The following is a 19,394-nucleotide window of genomic DNA, read 5'->3' as shown; positions in this document are numbered from 1 at the left end:
GGTGTCATATTCCCAGGTAGGCGGCGCGGATACGTTCGTCCGCGATCAATTCGGCGGCGGGGCCGGACATGGTGATGTGTCCCGTCTCCATGACATAGCCGCGATCGGCGACGGAGAGCGCGCCAAAAGCGTTCTGCTCGACGAGGAGCACGGTCACGTCGAGCGCCTTCAGGCTCTTCACCACATCGAAGATCTGGGCGACGAGGATGGGGGCGAGGCCCATGCTCGGCTCGTCCAGAAGCAGGCAGGAGGGGCGGGCCATCAGTGCGCGGGCGATCGCTAGCATCTGCTGCTGGCCGCCGGACAGGCCTCCCGCCGCGAGATTGCGCTTCTCCTTGAGGATCGGGAACATCGCGAAGGCGTCCTGCATATCGCGCTCCACCTTGTCGTCAGCGAAGAGATAGGCGCCGAGCCGGAGATTTTCCTCCACCGTGAGGTTGGTGAAAATCTGCCGACCCTCCGGCGACTGGGCGAGGCCACGGCGCACGCGGGCATGCGCCGGCACGGATGTCAGCGTCTCGCCGCGGAAGACGATCGAGCCGGACGAAACCGGCTGGATGCCGGAGAGGCATTTGAGCAGCGTCGTCTTGCCGGCGCCGTTGGCACCGACCACCGTGACGATCTCGCCGGACGCCACGTCGAGATCGATGCCGTGCAGCACCTCGATGCGGCCGTAGCGCGAGCGCAGTCCTTCAACCGTCAGCATTTTGAGCCTCCGTTGCCTGGACGCCGAGATAGGCTTCGATGACGCGCGGGTTGCGTGAAATCGCCGTCGGCTCCCCCTCGGCGATCTTCTCGCCGTGATCGAGCACCACGATATGGTTGGAAATGCGCATGACCATCTTCATGTCGTGCTCCACCAGCAGGATCGAGACGCCTTCGGCCGCGACCTGTGCGATGAGGTGATCGATCTCTTCCGTCTCGACCGCATTGCAGCCGGCCGCCGGTTCGTCGAGCAGCAGCACGCGGGGTTTCAGCGCCAGCGCGCGGGCGATTTCTAGCCGCTTCAGCGCGCCGTAGGAGAGCGAGCTTGCCTCCTGCTCGGCAGCCCGGCCGAGGCCGACGCGGTCGAGCAGGGCGCGGGCACTGTCTTCGGATGTCTGGCTGCGGCGCCGTGCGGCGGGCAACGAGAAGAGATCGGCAAAGACCGAGCCGCGCTCGTGCAGGTGATGGCCGGCGACGGCGTTTTCCAAGACGCTCATCGACTGAAAGATCTGCAGGTTCTGGAAGGTGCGCGACAGGCCGCGGCGCGCCAAAAGATGCGGCGGCATGCGGGTGACGTCCTCGCCATCCAGCACGACGCGGCCGCGCGCCGGGGCATAGACGCCGGAGATCATGTTGAACAGCGTCGTCTTGCCGGCGCCGTTCGGGCCGATGACGGAGACGATCTCGCCGGGTTTCAAGGAGAAGCCGACATCGTTGACGGCGCGCAAGCCGCCGAAATCAATGCCCAAACCTTCGATCTGAAGCAGGCTCATTCTGCCCTCCCCCGGATGCGGCGCGCAATGGAGGGCAGCAGGCCCTCGCGCATGAAGATCATGACGAGCATCATGACGAGGCCGAGCATGAGCTGTTCGTATTCCTGGAAGATCGTCAGCACCTGCGGCAGCGTCGTCAGGATCGCCGCCCCGAGGATTGCGCCGAGCACGGAACCGGCACCGCCGAGCACCGTCATGGTGACCATCTCGATCGAGTGCATGAAGCCAGCGACATCCGGCGTGATGAACTTGTTCTGCAGTGCCAAGAGCGAGCCCGACACCGAGGCATAGACCGCCGAGAGAACGAAGGCGACGAGCTTGTAATGCGCGACATCGACGCCGACCGTGCGGGCCGCGACCTCTGAACCATGCAGCGCCCTGAGCGCCCGGCCTGTCGGGCTATGGTAGAGATTGAGCGCCAGCCACGCGCCGAGCACCAGTACGAGGCCGGAAAAGGCATACCAGAATTCGGTGTTCGACAGGTCGATGCCGATCGCCTTCAGCACCGCCCGCAAGCCCAGTTCCGGCACCGCCATGCCATCCGGCCCGCCGGTCAGTTGCGCCTCGTTGGACAGCACCATGGAGACGAGGATGCCGAAACCGAGGCTGGCGACGGCGAGATAATAGCCCTTGAGCCGCAGGATCGGCCGGCCGACGAGGTAGGCGATGGCGGCGGACAAAAGCGCGCCGAGCAGGGCGGCGAGTGCCGGATGCAGGCCGAGATGAACAGGCGCCAGCGCACAGGCGTAGGCGCCGATGCCGGCGAAACCCGCATGTCCCAGACTGATCTGACCGGCATAGCCGATGAGGATGACGAGACCCGTCACCGCGAGGCCGTTGACGAAGATCAGCGAACCGACACGGAAATAATAGGAGGACGGGAAGAAGACCGGCGCGATCGCGATGACCGCGGCGAGGATGAGAAGCGTGGTAGCCTTGCTGGAGAGCCGCATGATCACACCCGATCCGTCGACTTGCGGCCGAACAGGCCCTGCGGCATGGCGAAAAGCACGGCGAGAATGACAATGAAGGCGGCCGCATCCTTGTATTGCGAGCTGACATAGCCGGCCGTCATGGCCTCCAGCACACCGAGCAGCAGGCCGCCGACAAGAGCGCCCTTCGGGTTGCCCATGCCACCGAGCATGGCAGCGGCAAAGCCCTTCAGCGCCAATGCAAGGCCGACATCGTAGCTCGTCAGCGTGATCGGCGTCACCAGCACGCCGGCGAGCGCGCCGATGGCGGCGGACATGGCGAAGGAGAGCGTCATCACATAGTTGGTGTTGATGCCGACGAGCTGGGCGGCGACGCGGTTGTTCGCCGTTGCTAGCACCGCGCGGCCGATCAGCGTGCGGGTGAAGAACAGCCAGAGACAGACGAAGACGGCGAGCGCACCGGCAATCACCCACAGGCTCTGCGGCAGGATGGTCGCGCCGCCGATAAGGATCGGCTGGTCGCCGGAAAAGGCCGGAAAGCGGTGGATCTGCTTGTCGAAGACGAGCTGCGTCGCACCACGGATGAAGATGGAGGCGCCGATGGTGATGATGATCAGCGAGACGACCGGGGCGCCGCGCGCGGGCTCGATCGCAAGCTTGTTGAGTGCCACGCCGATCGCCGCCGTGACGATGATGGCGATCAGGGCTGCCAGCGGCAGCGGCAGGCCTGCGGCATGCGCGAAGAAGGTGATCATGCCACCGAGCATGACGAACTCGCCCTGCGCGAAGTTCACGACGTCGGAGGCGTTGTAGATGATCGTGAAGCCGAGGGCGACCAGCGCATAGACGGCGCCGACCGTGATCCCGGACAGAAGGAATTGCAGCAGTTCGGGCATGGAGGCCTCCGCTTCGCGCACGACGGTGTGCGCCGGCCCGCGCCGTAAGGGCGTGGGCCGGCGGCTTCGATTACTCGACGATCTTCCAGCCACCTTTTTCGATCTGCAGCATGCGGAAGGCCGAGAGATCGAGGCCGAGGTGATCCTCGGCCGTCATGGTGACGGTGCCTGTTGTGCCGACGAGACCCTTCGTGCCTTCGATCGCATCGCGGATCGCCGACGGCTCGGCGCTGCCCGCCCGCGTGATGGCATCGACGAGGATGCGAAGCGCATCATGGGCATAACCGCCGAAGGTCGAAACCGGCTTGCCGGTCGCCTTCTCGTAGGCGTCCTTGTAAGCCGTGACGACGGCGCGTTGCGGGTCGCTTTCCGGAAGGAGCTTAGCCACGAGCAGAGCCGTACCCGGCAGGCGAATACCTTCCGCGGCTTCCGCGCCGGCAAGCTCGATGAAACCATCCGAGGCAACGCCATGCGACTGGTAGAGCGGCAGGCCAACGGCGAGCTGGGCGTAGTTGCGGGTGACGATCGCCGGGCCCTGGCCGAAGCCGGTGTTCAGCACGGCCTGGATGCCGTCCTTGCCCTTGATGTTGGTAAGCTGCGGCGTCATGTCGGCGTCGGTCGGGCCATAGGTCTCGTCGGCCAGCACCTCGATGCCGTAGTCGCCGACGATCGAAAGGCACTGCTTGTGCATGGACGCGCCAAAGCCGTCGGAACCGGAGATCATGCCGATCTTGGTAATGGCGTTCTTCTTCATGTCTTCAAAAATCTTCGCACAGGCCATGCGGTCGGTGTGCGGCGTCTTGAAGGTGTAGGGTTTTACCGGATCGATGATCTCGATGGCGCCGGCCAGCGAGATGAAGGGGACTTCCGCATCCTCGAAGACGGGAATGATCGCCATGGAGGTGCCGGTCGTCGTGCCACCGATCACGGCGACGACTTCGTCGTCTTCCACAAGGCGGGTCGCGAAGGTGCGCGCCTTGTTCGGATCGCCGCCGTCGTCGTAGATGACGAGTTCCAGCTTCTCGCCATTGACGCCGCCGGCCGCATTGATCTCCTCGACCAACAGCTTCAGCGTCTTGGCTTCCGGATCGCCAAGGAACGAGGCGGGGCCGGTTTCGGAAATGGTCGCACCGATCTTGATATCGGCGAAGGCGGGCGCAGCAAGGCCCAGGATCAGGGCAAGTGCGGTGGTGGTGAGCGCAAATTTCATGTCGGTTTCTCCTCCCAACAAAGACAAAGGTTTAAAGCGAAAACTCCTCTTACGCCGCCACGGGGCGGCGCCACATCACCACGCGGAACCGGTTCGCGACGAAAGCCGCATCCGTCAGGCTGGCATTGCCTGCCGGGTTGGCACCGGTGACGTGGAAATCGCTGAAGGCGGCACTCTGGTTAACGTAGATGCCGCCGGTCAGGTTGACCGAAAGATTAACGCCAGCCGTGGCGAACCGGTCGGCTGCGGCAAGGATCTGCGCCTCGTCGGTGGCGTAGAGGGCAGCGGAGATCGCGCCCTTGCGCTCGGCGAGCTCGGCGGCGCGGTCTACGCCATCGGTGGCGTCATCGACCGCGACGATGAAGGCGATGGGGCCGAAACGTTCTTCCGCATAGGCTTCGCTATCCGCAGCGTCGACGGCGAGGATCAACGGCGTTGCCGTGCGCGCGTCGTCGAGGCCCTCGACCGGTGCGGAGTCGCGCACGATGCGGCCGTGCGAACGGACCGTCGCGATGCGCGCGAGTGTCGCCGGATTGGCAATGGCGCCGCAGACACCGGCCGCACGGGCCGGGTCGGCGAGCAGGCCGTCGACCGCTGCGGCGATGCCGGCAGCAACCGCGTCAAAACTCTTGTGGCCCTCGTTCGTCTCGATGCCGGCGCGCGGGACAAAGATATTCTGCGGGGCGGTGCACATCTGGCCGGAATAGAGCGACAGCGAGAAGGCGATATTGCTGCACATGCCGGCAAAATCGTCCGTGGCGCCGATGACGATGGAGTTGACGCCCGCCTCTTCCGTATAGACGTCGGCGCCGCCGGCGTTTTCGCGCACCCAGCTGCCGAACGTGTTGGAGCCGGTATAGTCGATGATGGCGACAGCCGGATGCTGCACGAGATCCTTGGTGATTTCGGAACCGGGCGCATCGGCGGCAAGCAGCACGATATCGGCGGCAAAGCCCTCTTCCACCAGCACCTGCCTGGCAATCTCGACGGTGATGGCGAGCGGCAGAATGGCGGCTGGATGCGGCTTGACGATGACGGTGTTGCCGGTGGCAAGGCTGGCAAAGAGACCCGGATAGCTGTTCCAGGTCGGGAAGGTGTTGCAGCCGATGGCCAGCGAGACGCCGCGCGGCACGGCGCGCCAGTGTTTTTCCATGACGATCGGCTCGCCCCTGCCCTGCGGCTTCGTCCAGATCGCCTTGGCCGGCGTGCGGATCATCTCGGCATAGGCGTAGGTGACGGCTTCGAGGCCGCGATCCTGCGCATGCGGGCCGCCGGCCTGGAAGGCCATGGCGAAAGACTGGCCCGTCGTGTGCATGACCGCATTGGCCATTTCGAAACTGCAGGCATTGAGGCGGGCGAGGATTTCGAGACAGATGCCGGTGCGCACCTCCGGCGACGCCGCGGCCCATTGCGGAGCGGCGGCACGGGAAGCCGTGATCAGCATGTCGACGGAGGCCGCTGGATAGGTGATGCCGAGAGATGATCCGTAAGGCGACACTTCCGCACCCACGGAACCCTCCGCCGGATGATCGGCGAGAGCGAAGACCTTGCCGAGCCGCGCCTTGTAGGCTGCGAGCCCGTCGTCCTTGGCGGTCTCGCCATAGATCTTGCCGCTTGGTACTTCAGGATAGGCGGACCAGAAGTCGCGCTTGGCGGCCGCTTGCAAAGCTGCGTCCAGCGTCGGGCGATGGCGCTCGAAAAGTTCGGTCATCTCTGGCTCCTCCCAGTCAGTGAATTTATAATTGACCGGCCGTTCGGTTTATGCAAGAGTTTTTTTACGGTCGCCGCTGGGAAGGGCGACAGGGAGGAAAAATGTCCACATCCGACACCATTCTGTCGGCGCTTGCCGATGGCGTTCTGAGCCTCACGCTGAATCGCCCGGACAAGCTCAACGCCTTCAATGAAGAGATGCACCTGGCACTGCGCGCCGGTTTCGAGCGGGCGCATGCGGATGAGACCGTCCGCGCCGTGCTGCTCACCGGCGCCGGCCGCGGTTTTTGCGCGGGGCAGGATCTCGGCGACCGCGATCCCAAGAAGGGCGTGCCGGATCTCGGCCACACGATCGAAACCTACTATAATCCGCTGCTCCGCCTCATCCGCAGCCTCGAAAAGCCGGTGATCTGCGCCGTCAACGGCGTCGCCGCCGGCGCCGGCGCCAATATCGCCTTTGCCTGCGACATCACGCTTGCCGCCCGCTCCGCCCGCTTCATCCAGGCTTTTGCCAAGATCGGCCTCGTGCCGGATTCCGGCGGCACCTGGAGCCTGCCGCGCCTGATCGGCGAGGCCCGCGCCAAGGCACTGACGCTGACCGCCGAACCGCTCAGTGCGGAAACCGCCGCCGACTGGGGCCTGATCTGGCGCGCCGTCGACGACGACGCGCTGATGGACGAAGCAACCGCACTCGCCACCCGCCTCGCCGCCGGCCCGACCCGCGGCCTCGGCATGACGAAGCGCGCCATCCAGGCCGCCGCCACCAATTCGCTGGACCAGCAGCTCGACCTCGAACGCGACCTGCAACGCGAGGCCGGCCGCAGCGCCGACTATGCAGAAGGCGTCTCCGCCTTCCTCGAAAAGCGCAAGCCGGAGTTCAAAGGCAAATGAGCGCCGGCAGCCTTTCCCCCCAGGCGCTCGCCGAAGCCTGCGCCAAGGCCATGTGGGACGACGACAATGCCACCCGCCATCTCGGCATGGAACTGATCTCCGTCGCCCCCGGCGAAGCGACGATCACCATGACGATCGCAGACAGCATGACGAACGGCCACGGCACCTGTCACGGCGGCTACATGTTCACGCTGGCGGATTCGGCCTTCGCGTTTGCCTGCAACACCTACAACCAGCGCACCGTCGCCCAGCACTGTTCGGTGACTTTCATTGCACCGGCCTTCCGGGGCGAGAAACTGACCGCAACGGCGCGCGAAGTGTCGCGCCGCGGACGGGGCGGCATCTACGATATCCGCATCAGCAATCAGGAGGGCGAGCACGTCGCGGAGTTCCGTGGCCACTCGCGAACAGTCAAGGGTACACACCTGCCGGAGTGAGGCAGACCATCCCCACATTCTTGGAGGAGAATTTCATGGAAGACCTGTCCCCTCGCCCCGGCGACCTCGAAGCCATCGAGACGGCGTCGCGCGACGAGATTTCCGCGCTGCAGCTTCAGCGCATGAAGTGGTCGCTGACCCACGCCTACGAGAATTCTCCCTTCTATCGCCAGCGCTTCGACGAGGCCGGCGTGCATCCCTCCGACCTGAAGACCCTGTCGGACCTCGCGAAATTCCCCTTCACCACCAAGAAGGACCTGCGCGACACCTATCCCTTCGGCATGTTCGCCGTACCCCGCGAAAAGCTTGCCCGCATCCACGCCTCCTCCGGCACGACAGGCAAGCCGACCGTCGTCGGTTACACGGCCAAGGACATCGACACCTGGGCGACCGTCGTCGCCCGTTCGATCCGCGCCTCGGGCGGCCGGGCCGGTGATATCGTGCATGTCGCCTATGGCTACGGCCTGTTCACCGGCGGGCTTGGCGCACATTACGGAGCGGAAAAACTCGGCTGCACCGTGGTGCCGATCTCCGGCGGCATGACCGAGCGCCAGGTCACCCTGATGCAGGATTTCAAGCCGCGCATCATCATGGTCACGCCGTCCTACATGCTCTCCATCCTCGACGAGTTCCGCCGCCATGGCATCGACCCGCGCGAAAGTTCGCTAGCGGTCGGCATTTTTGGCGCGGAGCCCTGGACGAACGCCATGCGCGAGGAAATCGAGCAGGCTTTCGACATGCACGCCGTCGATATCTACGGCCTGTCGGAAGTCATGGGCCCGGGCGTCGCCAACGAATGCGTCGAGACGAAGGACGGCCTGCACATCTGGGAAGACCACTTCTACCCCGAGATCATCGACCCTGAGACAGGCGCGGTGCTTCCGGATGGCGAGATCGGTGAGCTGGTCTTCACCACGCTCACCAAGGAAGGCCTGCCGATCATCCGCTACCGCACGCGCGACCTGACGCGCCTCCTGCCCGGCACCGCCCGCTCCATGCGTCGCATGGAAAAGATCACCGGCCGCTCCGACGACATGATGATCCTGCGCGGCGTCAACGTCTTCCCGACGCAGATCGAGGAGCAGATCCTGAAATGTCGCGGGCTAGCGCCGCATTTCCAGATCGAACTGACGCGCGCCGGCCGTATGGACAACATGACGGTGCATGTCGAATGTACGCTGGAGGCGACCGACGAGGGCGCGCGTGCGGGGTCGGCGAAGGAGCTTGCCCACCACATCAAGAGCATCGTGGGGGTCTCCACCAAGATTACCGTGCACGAGCCGGGCGGCGTCGCCCGCTCGGAAGGCAAGGCAAAGCGGGTGGTCGACAACCGCCCGAAAGAATGAAGCGCCGGGCAGAACATTCCCGCAAAAGTGCGGAGCGGTTTTGCGCCCGGAATTGCGAAGAAACAAAGAGCCAGGGTCTCTCCGTTGCTACAGGACGAACGGAGATACTCTAGCCCGGCACCGGCTTGACTGTGTATAGGGAGGGCGGCCGCCCTTCCGCGCAGCCGCAGCCCGAATGAACAGAGCAGGACGACATGGCACGCACGCGCGCAGTGGATTTCGAGGAAAAACAGCGAGGCATTCTATCGAGTGCCGCGGCGGTCTTCGCCGAGATGGGTATGGAGAAAGCCTCCATGTCGCTGATCGCCTCGCACAGCAATGTCTCCAAGGCCCTGCTCTATCATTATTACCCCAGCAAGGACGCCCTGATCTTCGACATCGTGCGCACGCACCTGTCGGAGCTGGAAGAAGCGATCGAGGCGGCCGACCGCACCGACGTCACCCCGCAGGAGCGGCTGCGCCTGCTGGTGAAGGCGGTGCTGGCGAACTACGAGGGCCGCGACAACGAGCACAAGGTGCAGCTCAACGGCACCAGCGCGCTCTCCGAGCCGCAGCTTGCCGAATTGCAGGCGATCGAGCGACAGATCGTCAAACGCTTCTCCGGCGTCATCCGCGACATCAACCCGGACCTGAACAAGGACCGCCCACTCCTTATGCCCGTCACCATGTCGCTCTTCGGCATGATGAACTGGGTGTACATGTGGTTCCGCCCGAACGGGCCGATCACGCGGGACGAATATGCGGATATTGCGACGACGCTGATCCTTGAGGGTGTCAAGGCTGTAAGCTAAGACTTACGCACACCATCTCCAAAAACCTACTACCTCTCTTTCGTCATCCTCGGGCTTGACCCGAGGAACCATGCCACGGGTGCCGAGTGGATCCTCGGGTCAAGCCCGAGGATGACGTGGCGGGGAGGCAGCGTAGCGCCCCAAGGGCAGTGCCGCCCACGCTTAATCCCCGTCCCGCTCCACATCCTTGCCTGTCGTGGCAACCGACTCCAGCCGTTCGGCGAATTCACGCCGGAGCGTACGGCGAAGCTCGGCTGCCTTGTAGCGGCGCACATCAACCGTGCTCTTCGGCTCCAGTTCCGGCACGCGCACCGGCCTTCCGGCCTCATCGACGGCGACCATGGTGAAATAGCAGGAGTTGGTGTGCCGGCGGTGGCCGCTGCGGATGTTCTCCGCCTCGACCCGGATGCCGACCTCCATGGAGGTTCGCCCCGTATGGTTGATCGAGGCGCGGAAGGTGACGAGTTCACCGACGTTGATCGGCTCCTTGAACATCACCTGGTCGACCGAGAGCGTCACCGCATATTGCTGCGAGTAGCGCGAGGCGCAGGAGAAGGCGACGCGATCGAGCAGGTTGAGCAGCGCGCCGCCATGAACCTTTCCGGAAAAATTCGCCATGTCGGGCGTCATCAAAACGGTCATTTCCAGGCGGCGCGGGTCCTGCTCCATCGGCGTCATGCGGTCACTCTCTCGTTTTGGCCACCATCGTCAGAACGTCATACTGCGCGACGGTCGCTCCAGACTGGTTCGTTACATTGCAATCCCAACGCACCTCGCCATGTTCGGCATTGGCGCGCGGGTTGATCTCCTTGCAGGTGAGCTGCACCTGCAACGTATCACCCGGATTGACCGGTGTCAGGAAGCGCAAATTGTCGACGCCGTAATTGGCGAGGACCGGGCCCGGCGCCGGATCGACGAAGAGGCCGGCGGCAAACGACACGATGAGATAGCCATGCGCCACGCGCCCGTCGAAGAACGGGTTCGCCTTGGCGGCTTCCTCGTCCATGTGGGCGTAGAAGGTGTCGCCGGTGAAGTTGGCGAAATGCTCGACATCCTCGAGCGTCACGGTGCGCGTCGCGGTGATCAGCTGGTCGCCGATCTTGAGTTCGGCCAGTGACTTGCGGAACGGATGCTCGCCCCCCGCCCGTGCTTCCGCGCCCTGCAACCAACGGCCGGTAACGGCGGAAAGCAGCGTCGGCGCACCCTGGATGGCGGTGCGCTGCATGTAATGCTTGACGCCGCGCATGCCGCCCAGTTCCTCACCACCACCCGCGCGGCCGGGGCCGCCGTGCACGAGGCCCGGCAACGGCGAACCGTGGCCGGTAGACGACTTGGCACTGACGCGGTTGCCGATCATCACGCGGCCGTGGAACGGCGCAAGCCCGAGCACGACCTCTTCGGCAAAGCCTGGATCATTGGTGAAGACGGAGGCGACGAGGCTACCCTTGCCGCGGCGGGCGAGGTCCACCGCTTCTTCCGCGGTCTCATAGGGCATGACGGTGCTGACCGGACCGAAAGCCTCGACGTCGTGCACCGCGCGGGCCGAACCCGGCTTGTCGCAATAGAGCAGCACCGGATTGAGGAAGGCGCCTGCCGCAGCATCGCCAGACAGGATATTTGCTATGTCCGGATCGCCGGCGACGATTTCCGCGTCGGCAGAGAGATCGCGGATGCGGGCGCGCACTTCCTCTCGCTGGTCGAGGCTGGCGAGCGGTCCCATGCGGACGGCTTCGTCCGCCGGATTGCCGATCGCCGTCTTGCCGAGACGGGCGCGCAGGCTCTCGATCAGCGCTTCGCTAAAGGCGCGCGGCGCGATGACGCGGCGGATCGCGGTGCACTTCTGGCCGGCCTTCACCGTCATCTCGCGGGTGACTTCCTTGACGAAGAGGTCGAATTCCTCCGTGCCGGGTGCGGCATCGAGGCCAAGCACGGCGGCATTGAGGCTGTCGGCCTCCATGGTGAAGCGCACGGAGTTTTCGACGATGGCCTTGTGCGTCTTGAGGCGCTGGCCTGTCGAGGCCGAACCGGTGAAGGTCACGGCATCCTGGCCTTCGACATGGTCGAGCAGGTCGCCGACCGAGCCGCAGACGAGCTGCAATGCGCCGTCGGGCAAAATACCGGTCTCGACGATGCGGCGGACCATGAGTTCGGTGAGATAGGCTGTCTGGCTTGCCGGCTTGACTATGGCCGGAACGCCGGCGAGCAGCGTCGGTGCCAGCTTCTCCAGCATGCCCCAGCAGGGGAAGTTGAAGGCGTTGATGTGGACGGCAACACCCTGCAACGGGCTCAGGATATGCTGCGCAGAGAAGGTGCCATCCTTGGAGAGCAGCTCCACATCGCCATCGAGCAGAACGCGGGTGTTCGGCAACTCGCGCCGACCTTTGGAAGCATAGGACAGCAGCGTGCCAATACCGCCTTCGATATCGACCCAGCTGTCGGCGCGGGTCGCACCCGTGGCGGTCGATAGCGCATAGAACTCTTCCTTGCGCTCCATCAGGGCCTGACCGAGCGCCTTCAGCATGGCGGCGCGTTCGTGGAAGGAGAGGCGCCGCAGCGCCGGGCCACCCTTCTCGCGGCCATAGGCGAGCGACGCCTTGAAATCCACGCCGGTGGAATCGATGAAGGCGACCGGGGCACCCGTGGAAGCGTCGAGCAGCGGCACGCCTTCCTTCGCACCGGCGACCCACTGGCCGCCGACATAGCTTTCGAGCCGGCGCGGCCGGTTTGCCATGACGTTCATCTCAGTATCCTCTCAGTTCAATCCGAGCGCGGAAAGCTGCGCATCGACCTCCGCCCGCCATTCGGCAAGCAGGGTCTCGTTGGGTGTGTGCCGCAGGCCGAAACGCGACTGCGTCTCGAAGCGGGCCGAGCCGGAATGGCCAAAACTCGCGGCGACCCGCGGATACCAGTAAGCGACGGAGGCTTTGGCCTTTGCGCGGCCTTCCGCATCATCGACGATCTGGATGAGGCCGGCGAGGCCGAGTTCCGCATGGCGCGTCTCGCGCGGCAGGATGGCGCGAAAAACCTCGGCGAGCGGCTGGTAGGAGACGCGCGACAGCTCTTTCAACTGCACGACGCTCGCCCGGCCCATCAGCACGTTCATGACCACGGCATCGACCCAGCCTTGCAGCGGATAGTGGAAGACGGATAGGCGCATGTCGCCGCCCTGCCGCGCCGCGCCGATATCCGCCTCGCGGGAAAGCCGCTCGGCCCAAGGATGATGCACGGCATAGCGCCCGCCATCCGCACCAAAGGTTTCCATGACCTGCAAGACCTTGCCGGCATGGTCGGCTTTTTCCAGCACGATACGGGCGGCGGAGATGCGCTCCTGAATGCCCGGCGCATCGTTGATCGTATCGGCAAAGCCGGCGGAACCGGCCAGCTCGCTGTCGACGAAACTCGCCATCAGGCGCAGCAACTCGCCGCGATAACGCGGCGGTACATTGGCCGGCGACGACAGCATGCCGCCTTGCGCCAGATAATCCTCGATCGGCATCGTATCGGACATGCGATTTCCCCCTACTGGTCGTAGCTGACGACGATGCGGTCGGTGAGCGGGTAGCACTGGCAGGTCAGCACATAACCCTGGCGCACCTCGTAATCTTCCAGCGCGTGGTTGGTCTCCATCTCGACCTCGCCTTCCAGAACCTTGGCGCGGCAGGTGGAACAGACACCGGCCTTGCAGGCATACGGCGCGTCCATGGCATTTTCGAGCGCGGCATCGAGCAGGCTCTGGCCGTGCTTGGGAAACTTGAAGATGCGGGTTGCGCCATCGAGCGTGACGGTCGCCTCGCAGGCGGCAGCGTGATCGGCACCGTTGACCTGCTCCACCTTGCGCCGCGCCCGGCCGGGCTGCGAGGAAGCGAAGAGCTCAAACTTGATCTGGTCGTCGCGAAGGCCGTGCTCGCGAAGCGCGGCGGCGATCGCCAGCATCATCGGCTCCGGGCCGCAGATGAACGCTGTTGTCACCGACTTGGGGTCGATCCAGTTTTTAAAGAGTGCCGCGCATTTCGCGCCATCGATGCGGCCGGTGAAGAGGTCGATATCCTGCGCCTCGCTCTCCAGCACATGCAGCACGGAGAGCCGGCCGAGATAGACGTTCTTCAGGTCCTCCAGCTCCTCGCGGAACATGATCGAGCTGATCTGCCGGTTGGCATAGACCAGCGTGAAGCGGGCGCGGGGCTCGCGCGACAGCACCGTCTTGATGATCGACAGCACCGGTGTGATGCCGCTGCCACCGGCAAAACCGAGATAGTGCTTGGCCGTTTCAGGCTCCAGCGCCGTGAAGAAGGCGCCCATCGGCGGCATGGCTTCCAGCGTGTCGCCGGGCTTCAGGTTCTCGTTGACCCAGGTGGAAAAGCAGCCGCCATCGACGCGCTTGATGCCGACCTTCAAGACACCCTCATCCTTGCCGGCGCAGATCGAATAGGAGCGGCGCAGTTCCTCGTCCTCGAACTTGCGGCGGAAGGTCAGGTACTGACCCTGCGTGAAATCGAAGACGGCCCGGTCCTCGTCGGACGGCCGAAGCGTGACCACGACCGCATCGCGCGTCTCGCGGCGAACATCGGTTACGGTCAGGGGATGAAAACGTGCCATGCGCGGGCCCTCTCCCTAGAGCATTTCCAGTCGAAGCGGCATCGCTTCGGCGTTGGATAATGCGGTAAAAACAAGAAACTAGAGCGATTCAGGCGAACCGGGGTTTGCCGGAATCGCTCTAGGGTCAGATGCACTTGAAATAGTCGAACGGTTCCAAGCAGTCGGTGCAGCGATAGCTCGCCTTGCAGGGCGTCGAGCCGAACTGGCTGATTTTTTCGGTGTTCGTCGATCCGCAGCGCGGACAGGCGATGGTCAGGTTCGAGCGGCCCGAAAGCCGGTCGATGCGTTTCATCAGCACGCCATCGGCCGCCGTGCCGTCGATCGGCGGGGCGATGCCGTAGTCGCGCAGCTTTTTGCGGCCCTCGGCGCTGATCCAGTCCGTCGTCCAGGCGGGCGAGAGCTGGCGTTCCAGCTTCACCTTGGAAAGCCCCTTTTCCGCGAGCGCCGTCTCGATGTCGAGATTGATGATCGTGGTGGCGGGACAGCCGGAATAAGTCGGCGTCACGGTTACCACCAGCGTATCGTCGCGCCACGCGACATCGCGGATGATGCCGAGGTCGGTGAGCGAGATCACCGGAATTTCCGGATCCGGCACTTCAGCCAGCCAGTGCCAAACCTCATCGAGCGAGGGACGGAGCGCCGGGTCCATGACCGCCTCCTACCAGGTGGCGCCCGGATAGGCGCGCTGGAGGAACTGCATCTCGGTGAGGATGAAGCCGAGATGCTCGGTGTGCACGCCGCGCCGGCCGCCCTTGTGCATATAACCGTCGGCTGGCTTCTTCAGCGTGCCTTCGGTGAGCGCTTCGGCAACAATCTCGTCCCAGCCGGCTTTCAGGCTCTGTGGCTCCGGGATGACGCCGGCGTCCACAAGGGGTGCATCCGCTGCATCACCGACAAACATCTCGCCGGTATAGGGCCAGAGATCGTCCAGCGCATCCTGCATGCGGCGGTGGCTTTCGGCCGTGCCGTCGCCGAGACGGATGACGAGGTCGCGGCTGCGATCGAGATGGTAGGACACCTCCTTGAAGGCCTTTTCCGCAATCTCCGCGATACGCGTCTCCGTCGAGCTTTTCAGCGCCTTCAAGAGCAGGTAATGCCAGGCATCGAACAGGAACTGCCGCATCAGCGTCTTGCCAAAATCGCCGTTCGGGCGCTCGACCAGCAGGATGTTGCGGAAGTCGTAGCCATCGCGCAGGTATGCAAGATCGTCCGCCGAACGGCCCTTGCCCTCCACCTCGCCGGCAAGGCCGAGCCAGAGCTGCGTCTGGCCGATCAGGTCGAGCGCGGTGTTGGCAAGCGCAATATCCTCCTCCAGCGCCGGCGCATGGCCGCACCATTCGGAGACGCGATGACCGAGGATCAGCGCATTGTCGCCGATGCGCGCCAGGAACTCGAGAAGCGCGGCCTGATCAACCGCCGGTTCAAGTGTTGCGGTCGCCATCACATGTGCCCCACTTCATCCGGAATGTCGAAGAAGGTCGGGTGACGGTAGACCTTGGAGTTCGACGGGTCGAACAGCGGACCCTTTTCCGAAGGCGCACTGGCGGTGATCTCGGACGACCGCACCACCCAGATGCTGACGCCCTCGTTGCGGCGCGTATAGACGTCGCGGGCATTGTTGATCGCCATTTCGGCGTCGGGCGCGTGCAGGCTGCCGACATGGCGATGGTTGAGGCCGTGCTGACCCCGGATGAAAACTTCCCAAAGCGGCCATTCGCTGGACATTTTTGTCTCTCCCAAAACTTATTCGGCGGCGATCTTGGCGGCGGCGCGACGGTCGGCGGCCTTTTCGGCATGCGCCGTCAGGCCGTCGCGGAACCAGGCACCGTCATTCCAGGCCTTCTTGCGGGCGTCGAGGCGTTCCGCATTGCACGGGCCGTTGCCGGCGATCACGTTGAAGAACTCTTCCCAGTCCGGCTCGCCAAAATCGTGGCCGCCCTTCTCCTCGTTCCACTTGAGGTCCGGGTCCGGCACGGTGAGGCCGAGGTATTTCGCCTGCGGCACGGTCTGGTCGACGAATTTCTGGCGCAGCTCGTCATTGGAATTCTGCTTGATCTTCCAGGCCATCGACTGGGCCGAGTGCACGGAGGCATCGTCCGAGGGGCCGAACATCATGAGCGACGGCCACCACCAGCGGTTCAACGCATCCTGCACCATGGCCTTTTGCGCCGGCGTGCCCTTCACCATGCGCATCAGGGCGTCAAAACCCTGGCGCTGATGAAAACTCTCTTCCTTGCAGATGCGCACCATGGCCCGCGCATAGGGGCCGTAGGAACAGCGCTGCAACGGCACCTGGTTCATGATCGCCGCACCATCGACCAGCCAGCCGATCGCGCCGATATCGGCCCAGGTCAGCGTCGGATAGTTGAAGATCGAGGAATATTTGGCCTTGCCGGAATGCAGCTGCTCGTACATCTGGTCGCGGCTGATGCCGAGCGTCTCGGCGGCACAGTAGAGGTAAAGGCCGTGGCCGGCCTCGTCCTGCACCTTGGCGAGCAGGATGGCCTTCCTCTCAAGGGTCGGCGCGCGGGAAATCCAGTTGCCTTCCGGCAGCTGGCCGACGATTTCCGAATGGGCGTGCTGGCTGATTTGACGCACCAGCGTCTTGCGGTAGCCTTCCGGCATCCATTCCTTCGGCTCGATCTTCTGGCCGGCGTCGACGCGTTCCTGGAAGGCGCGCTCCACGGGATCCATCTCGTCGAGGGACCGGACGCGCGCGGCGTCGGTTTTCACCATCTGGGCATACATGGTCTTCTCCTCAGGCTTTGCGCGTCAGACGCGCTCGAGAATGATGGCGATGCCCTGGCCGACGCCGATGCACATGGTACAGAGTGCATAACGCCCGCCCTGGCGGTGGAGCTGATAGGTGGCAGTGGTGACGAGGCGCGCGCCGCTCATGCCGAGCGGGTGGCCGATGGCGATGGCGCCGCCGTTCGGGTTCACATGCGCCGCATCGTCCGGCAGGCCGAGATCGCGCAGCACGGCGAGCGCCTGCGACGCGAAGGCCTCGTTGAGTTCGATGACATCCATCTGGTTAAGCGACAGGCCGGCACGTTCCAGCACACGGCGCACCGCCGGCGCGGGACCGAAGCCCATGATGCGCGGCTCAAGACCAGCCGCCGCCATGGCGACAACACGCGCTTTCGGCGTCAGGCCATGCGCCCTCGCGGTTGCTTCGCTGGCGATGAGCAGCGCAGCCGCGCCGTCATTGACGCCCGAGGCGTTGCCGGCGGTGACGGAAAGGTCGGGACCATTGACACCCTTGAGCTTGCCGAGCTGCTCGGCCGTCGTGCCGGGACGCGGATGTTCGTCGCGGTCGACGACCAGCGGATCACCCTTCTTCTGCGGCACATGGACGGGCACGATCTCATCGGCGAAAATACCGGCCTCATGCGCGGCGGCCCAACGGGCCTGGCTGCGCGCGGCAAAGGCGTCCTGATCCTCGCGGCTGACGGAAAAATCGGTGGCGACGTTGTCGGCGGTCTCCGGCATGGAATCGACGCCAAAGGCCTTCTTCATCTTCGGATTGACGAAACGCCAGCCGATCGTCGTGTCATAGACGGCATTCGAACGGGAGAAGGCACTGTCGGCCTTCGGCATGACGAAGGGCGCCCGGCTCATGCTTTCGACACCACCGGCGATGACGAAGTCACAGTCGCCGGCACGGATGGCGCGGGCAGCCATGCCGACGGCGTCCATGCCGGAGCCACAGAGGCGGTTGACGGTGGTGGCGGGAATGGAAACGGGAAGACCGGACAGCAGCACGGCCATGCGGCCGACATTGCGGTTGTCCTCACCGGCCTGGTTGGCGCAGCCATAAATAAGATCATCGATCTTCGACCAGTCGACGCCGGTATTGCGTGCCATCAGGCCCGAAAGCGGCAGAGCCGCCAGATCGTCGGCGCGGACCGACGACAACAGGCCGCCATAACGGCCGATGGGCGTGCGGACAGCATCGCAGATAAAGGCTTCGGACACGCGGTTTCCTCCCTGTACCCAAGGCCGGCTTGCCTCTCCCGAAACATTCGCCGACCGATCGGTTGGTTATTTATCACCCAACACGTCACAAATCAATGGCCATTTCTCCATATTCTGTGATGTTTCATTTCAGCAGCCGATATCATAGCACAAACTGCGTTTTTCCGTGTGAAAAGTGCCTCAGATGGCGTCGCGCAACAGCGAAAGACGGCGCAGCGTCGCCTCGCTCGCCTCCGGCAGCGCACCGTCCGCCGTCACGAAATGGCGGGCGACATGCAGGTCCGCCTCGGGCGAAAGGCGAAGGTAGAGATCGTTGAAAAGCCGCCGCGCCTCTTCGCCCGGCCAGTCGGCCGGTAGTGCCGCCTGCGGCAGGCGCGGATCGCGCAGCACGACGAGGCGAAACTGGTGCACCAGCACCAGCCGGGCGGCGAGGCTTTCGGCCGCCGCCAGCCGAACGCCGCCACCGAGCAGATCGGCAAGCCGCCCGAACCTTTGGATGAAGCCGCGATAGGCATCCGCGTGCTGGGCAAGGTTCCAGTGGTCGGCCGCAAAGGCGCCAAGGTCGCCTTCGCCGCTCACAACCTCCGCCCGGAAGAGCACGGCCGGCTGTTTCAAGGACGGCATGGGCCGCGCGCCGACAGCAAGCCTTGGCCCCAGCCGCGCATGGCCGGCGCGCTCCAGAGCCTGCATCGCCTCATCCGGCGCCGAGCCCGTCAATTGCACGAAATGCCAGTCCGCCACTTCCGGCGGGCCGAAGAGCATACGGGCGGCAGCGGCAAACTCGGTACGCGCTGGTGCTGCGAGCCGATAGAAGCTGCGGCGCCCCTCACGCTCGCCCGACACCTGCCCGGCGGCGACAAGCCGCGAGACGGCGGTGCGCACCAATGTTTCGCTGATACCGACATCGGCGCAGGTCTCGATGAGGTTGCCGGTCCAGACCACACCGCCGCGCGGCTCCACCACGTCGCCATAGATGGTGACGATGAAGCCGGCCGCCTTCAGCGGGCTCTCCTCGATGATCGCCTTGATCAGCGCGCCGAACGCGCTTTCTGGCCTGTCCTTCTCACCCGGCACGTCTGCCCGCCTTCATTTGCAACTTCGGTCGTGCCGAGGACTACCCCAGAATTGG

The 19,394-nt window shown here is 64.5% G+C and carries 20 protein-coding genes; 4 read left to right on the top strand and 16 right to left on the bottom strand.

Features of this window, described 5'->3' with window-relative positions:
* Positions 1-4: 4 nt before the first annotated feature.
* The 6 genes from ACT6VE_RS13325 to paaN all read right to left on the bottom strand — a co-directional run bounded on the left by ACT6VE_RS13325 (position 5) and on the right by paaN (position 6,227).
* On the bottom strand, positions 5-706 hold the full coding sequence (locus ACT6VE_RS13325) for an ABC transporter ATP-binding protein (RefSeq protein ID WP_444799072.1): 702 nt from the start codon (positions 704-706) through the stop codon (positions 5-7).
* A complete protein-coding gene (locus ACT6VE_RS13320) occupies positions 693-1,478 on the bottom strand; it encodes an ABC transporter ATP-binding protein (protein WP_444799071.1) in 786 nt (261 codons plus the stop codon). The genes ACT6VE_RS13325 and ACT6VE_RS13320 overlap by 14 nt, the downstream gene beginning before the upstream one ends.
* Complete coding sequence (locus ACT6VE_RS13315) at positions 1,475-2,431, bottom strand: branched-chain amino acid ABC transporter permease (RefSeq protein ID WP_444799070.1); 957 nt, start codon at positions 2,429-2,431, stop codon at positions 1,475-1,477. The genes ACT6VE_RS13320 and ACT6VE_RS13315 overlap by 4 nt, the downstream gene beginning before the upstream one ends.
* Positions 2,432-2,433: 2 nt before the next feature.
* Positions 2,434-3,306, bottom strand: a complete 873-nt coding sequence (locus tag ACT6VE_RS13310) for a branched-chain amino acid ABC transporter permease (RefSeq protein ID WP_257951049.1) — start codon at positions 3,304-3,306, stop codon at positions 2,434-2,436.
* Positions 3,307-3,376: 70 nt separating this feature from the next.
* On the bottom strand, positions 3,377-4,516 hold the full coding sequence (locus tag ACT6VE_RS13305; RefSeq protein ID WP_444799069.1) for an ABC transporter substrate-binding protein: 1,140 nt from the start codon (positions 4,514-4,516) through the stop codon (positions 3,377-3,379).
* Positions 4,517-4,565: 49 nt separating this feature from the next.
* Positions 4,566-6,227 carry a phenylacetic acid degradation protein PaaN gene (gene paaN / locus ACT6VE_RS13300; protein WP_444799068.1) on the bottom strand — a complete coding sequence of 554 codons (1,662 nt, stop codon included), beginning with the start codon at positions 6,225-6,227 and terminating at the stop codon, positions 4,566-4,568.
* A gap of 101 nt (positions 6,228-6,328) precedes the next feature.
* Between paaN and paaG the strand changes: the two genes are divergently transcribed.
* The 4 genes from paaG to ACT6VE_RS13280 all read left to right on the top strand — a co-directional run bounded on the left by paaG (position 6,329) and on the right by ACT6VE_RS13280 (position 9,691).
* Positions 6,329-7,117, top strand: a complete 789-nt coding sequence (gene paaG, locus ACT6VE_RS13295; RefSeq protein ID WP_444799067.1) for a 2-(1,2-epoxy-1,2-dihydrophenyl)acetyl-CoA isomerase PaaG — start codon at positions 6,329-6,331, stop codon at positions 7,115-7,117.
* Positions 7,114-7,554 carry a hydroxyphenylacetyl-CoA thioesterase PaaI gene (paaI, locus tag ACT6VE_RS13290; protein ID WP_444799066.1) on the top strand — a complete coding sequence of 147 codons (441 nt, stop codon included), beginning with the start codon at positions 7,114-7,116 and terminating at the stop codon, positions 7,552-7,554. The genes paaG and paaI overlap by 4 nt, the downstream gene beginning before the upstream one ends.
* 35 nt (positions 7,555-7,589) lie before the next feature.
* Positions 7,590-8,900: a phenylacetate--CoA ligase PaaK gene (gene paaK, locus ACT6VE_RS13285; protein ID WP_444799065.1), complete on the top strand. Its 1,311-nt coding sequence runs from the start codon at positions 7,590-7,592 to the stop codon at positions 8,898-8,900.
* A gap of 194 nt (positions 8,901-9,094) precedes the next feature.
* Positions 9,095-9,691 (top strand): TetR/AcrR family transcriptional regulator, encoded by a 597-nt coding sequence (locus ACT6VE_RS13280; RefSeq protein WP_069061024.1) that lies wholly within the window; start codon positions 9,095-9,097, stop codon positions 9,689-9,691.
* Between the two features lie 162 nt (positions 9,692-9,853).
* On the opposite strand, the gene ACT6VE_RS13275 is transcribed toward ACT6VE_RS13280, so the two are convergent.
* The 10 genes from ACT6VE_RS13275 to paaX form a co-directional block, all read right to left on the bottom strand.
* The gene (locus ACT6VE_RS13275; RefSeq protein ID WP_069061023.1) at positions 9,854-10,369 is read right to left on the bottom strand and encodes an acyl-CoA thioesterase; all 516 of its coding nucleotides are present in this window, start codon (positions 10,367-10,369) and stop codon (positions 9,854-9,856) included.
* 4 nt (positions 10,370-10,373) lie between these two features.
* Complete coding sequence (gene paaZ / locus ACT6VE_RS13270) at positions 10,374-12,431, bottom strand: phenylacetic acid degradation bifunctional protein PaaZ (RefSeq protein ID WP_444799064.1); 2,058 nt, start codon at positions 12,429-12,431, stop codon at positions 10,374-10,376.
* Between the two features lie 12 nt (positions 12,432-12,443).
* The gene (locus ACT6VE_RS13265; RefSeq protein WP_444799063.1) at positions 12,444-13,199 is read right to left on the bottom strand and encodes a Phenylacetic acid catabolic protein; all 756 of its coding nucleotides are present in this window, start codon (positions 13,197-13,199) and stop codon (positions 12,444-12,446) included.
* Positions 13,200-13,210: 11 nt separating this feature from the next.
* Positions 13,211-14,287: a 1,2-phenylacetyl-CoA epoxidase subunit PaaE gene (gene paaE / locus ACT6VE_RS13260; RefSeq protein WP_444799062.1), complete on the bottom strand. Its 1,077-nt coding sequence runs from the start codon at positions 14,285-14,287 to the stop codon at positions 13,211-13,213.
* Positions 14,288-14,411: 124 nt separating this feature from the next.
* Positions 14,412-14,936: a 1,2-phenylacetyl-CoA epoxidase subunit PaaD gene (gene paaD / locus ACT6VE_RS13255; RefSeq protein WP_444799061.1), complete on the bottom strand. Its 525-nt coding sequence runs from the start codon at positions 14,934-14,936 to the stop codon at positions 14,412-14,414.
* Between the two features lie 9 nt (positions 14,937-14,945).
* Complete coding sequence (gene paaC / locus ACT6VE_RS13250; protein WP_444799060.1) at positions 14,946-15,728, bottom strand: 1,2-phenylacetyl-CoA epoxidase subunit PaaC; 783 nt, start codon at positions 15,726-15,728, stop codon at positions 14,946-14,948.
* Complete coding sequence (gene paaB / locus ACT6VE_RS13245; RefSeq protein WP_069061017.1) at positions 15,728-16,012, bottom strand: 1,2-phenylacetyl-CoA epoxidase subunit PaaB; 285 nt, start codon at positions 16,010-16,012, stop codon at positions 15,728-15,730. The genes paaC and paaB overlap by 1 nt, the downstream gene beginning before the upstream one ends.
* A gap of 18 nt (positions 16,013-16,030) precedes the next feature.
* Entirely contained in the window at positions 16,031-17,035 is a 1,005-nt protein-coding gene (gene paaA / locus ACT6VE_RS13240; protein WP_444799059.1) for a 1,2-phenylacetyl-CoA epoxidase subunit PaaA, read from the bottom strand.
* 24 nt (positions 17,036-17,059) lie between these two features.
* Positions 17,060-18,265, bottom strand: a complete 1,206-nt coding sequence (pcaF, locus tag ACT6VE_RS13235; protein ID WP_444799058.1) for a 3-oxoadipyl-CoA thiolase — start codon at positions 18,263-18,265, stop codon at positions 17,060-17,062.
* Between the two features lie 180 nt (positions 18,266-18,445).
* The gene (gene paaX / locus ACT6VE_RS13230; protein ID WP_444799057.1) at positions 18,446-19,339 is read right to left on the bottom strand and encodes a phenylacetic acid degradation operon negative regulatory protein PaaX; all 894 of its coding nucleotides are present in this window, start codon (positions 19,337-19,339) and stop codon (positions 18,446-18,448) included.
* Positions 19,340-19,394 lie beyond the last annotated feature (55 nt).

It is taken from the genome of Shinella sp. (genome assembly GCF_052438155.1).
Classification (GTDB): domain Bacteria; phylum Pseudomonadota; class Alphaproteobacteria; order Rhizobiales; family Rhizobiaceae; genus Shinella.
The sequence above is the reverse complement of the archived record's forward strand: the minus strand, read 5'-3'. Positions and strand labels throughout refer to the sequence as shown.

Bases quoted from the DNA above. Each gene is read 5' to 3' on its own strand.
- ACT6VE_RS13325 (WP_444799072.1), bottom strand. From the start codon at position 706: ATGCTGACGGTTGAAGGACTGCGCTCGCGCTACGGCCGCATCGAGGTG.
- ACT6VE_RS13320 (WP_444799071.1), bottom strand. From the start codon at position 1,478: ATGAGCCTGCTTCAGATCGAAGGTTTGGGCATTGATTTCGGCGGCTTG.
- ACT6VE_RS13315 (WP_444799070.1), bottom strand. From the start codon at position 2,431: ATGCGGCTCTCCAGCAAGGCTACCACGCTTCTCATCCTCGCCGCGGTC.
- ACT6VE_RS13310 (WP_257951049.1), bottom strand. From the start codon at position 3,306: ATGCCCGAACTGCTGCAATTCCTTCTGTCCGGGATCACGGTCGGCGCC.
- ACT6VE_RS13305 (WP_444799069.1), bottom strand. From the start codon at position 4,516: ATGAAATTTGCGCTCACCACCACCGCACTTGCCCTGATCCTGGGCCTT.
- paaN (WP_444799068.1), bottom strand. From the start codon at position 6,227: ATGACCGAACTTTTCGAGCGCCATCGCCCGACGCTGGACGCAGCTTTG.
- paaG (WP_444799067.1), top strand. From the start codon at position 6,329: ATGTCCACATCCGACACCATTCTGTCGGCGCTTGCCGATGGCGTTCTG.
- paaI (WP_444799066.1), top strand. From the start codon at position 7,114: ATGAGCGCCGGCAGCCTTTCCCCCCAGGCGCTCGCCGAAGCCTGCGCC.
- paaK (WP_444799065.1), top strand. From the start codon at position 7,590: ATGGAAGACCTGTCCCCTCGCCCCGGCGACCTCGAAGCCATCGAGACG.
- ACT6VE_RS13280 (WP_069061024.1), top strand. From the start codon at position 9,095: ATGGCACGCACGCGCGCAGTGGATTTCGAGGAAAAACAGCGAGGCATT.
- ACT6VE_RS13275 (WP_069061023.1), bottom strand. From the start codon at position 10,369: ATGACGCCGATGGAGCAGGACCCGCGCCGCCTGGAAATGACCGTTTTG.
- paaZ (WP_444799064.1), bottom strand. From the start codon at position 12,431: ATGAACGTCATGGCAAACCGGCCGCGCCGGCTCGAAAGCTATGTCGGC.
- ACT6VE_RS13265 (WP_444799063.1), bottom strand. From the start codon at position 13,199: ATGTCCGATACGATGCCGATCGAGGATTATCTGGCGCAAGGCGGCATG.
- paaE (WP_444799062.1), bottom strand. From the start codon at position 14,287: ATGGCACGTTTTCATCCCCTGACCGTAACCGATGTTCGCCGCGAGACG.
- paaD (WP_444799061.1), bottom strand. From the start codon at position 14,936: ATGGACCCGGCGCTCCGTCCCTCGCTCGATGAGGTTTGGCACTGGCTG.
- paaC (WP_444799060.1), bottom strand. From the start codon at position 15,728: ATGGCGACCGCAACACTTGAACCGGCGGTTGATCAGGCCGCGCTTCTC.
- paaB (WP_069061017.1), bottom strand. From the start codon at position 16,012: ATGTCCAGCGAATGGCCGCTTTGGGAAGTTTTCATCCGGGGTCAGCAC.
- paaA (WP_444799059.1), bottom strand. From the start codon at position 17,035: ATGTATGCCCAGATGGTGAAAACCGACGCCGCGCGCGTCCGGTCCCTC.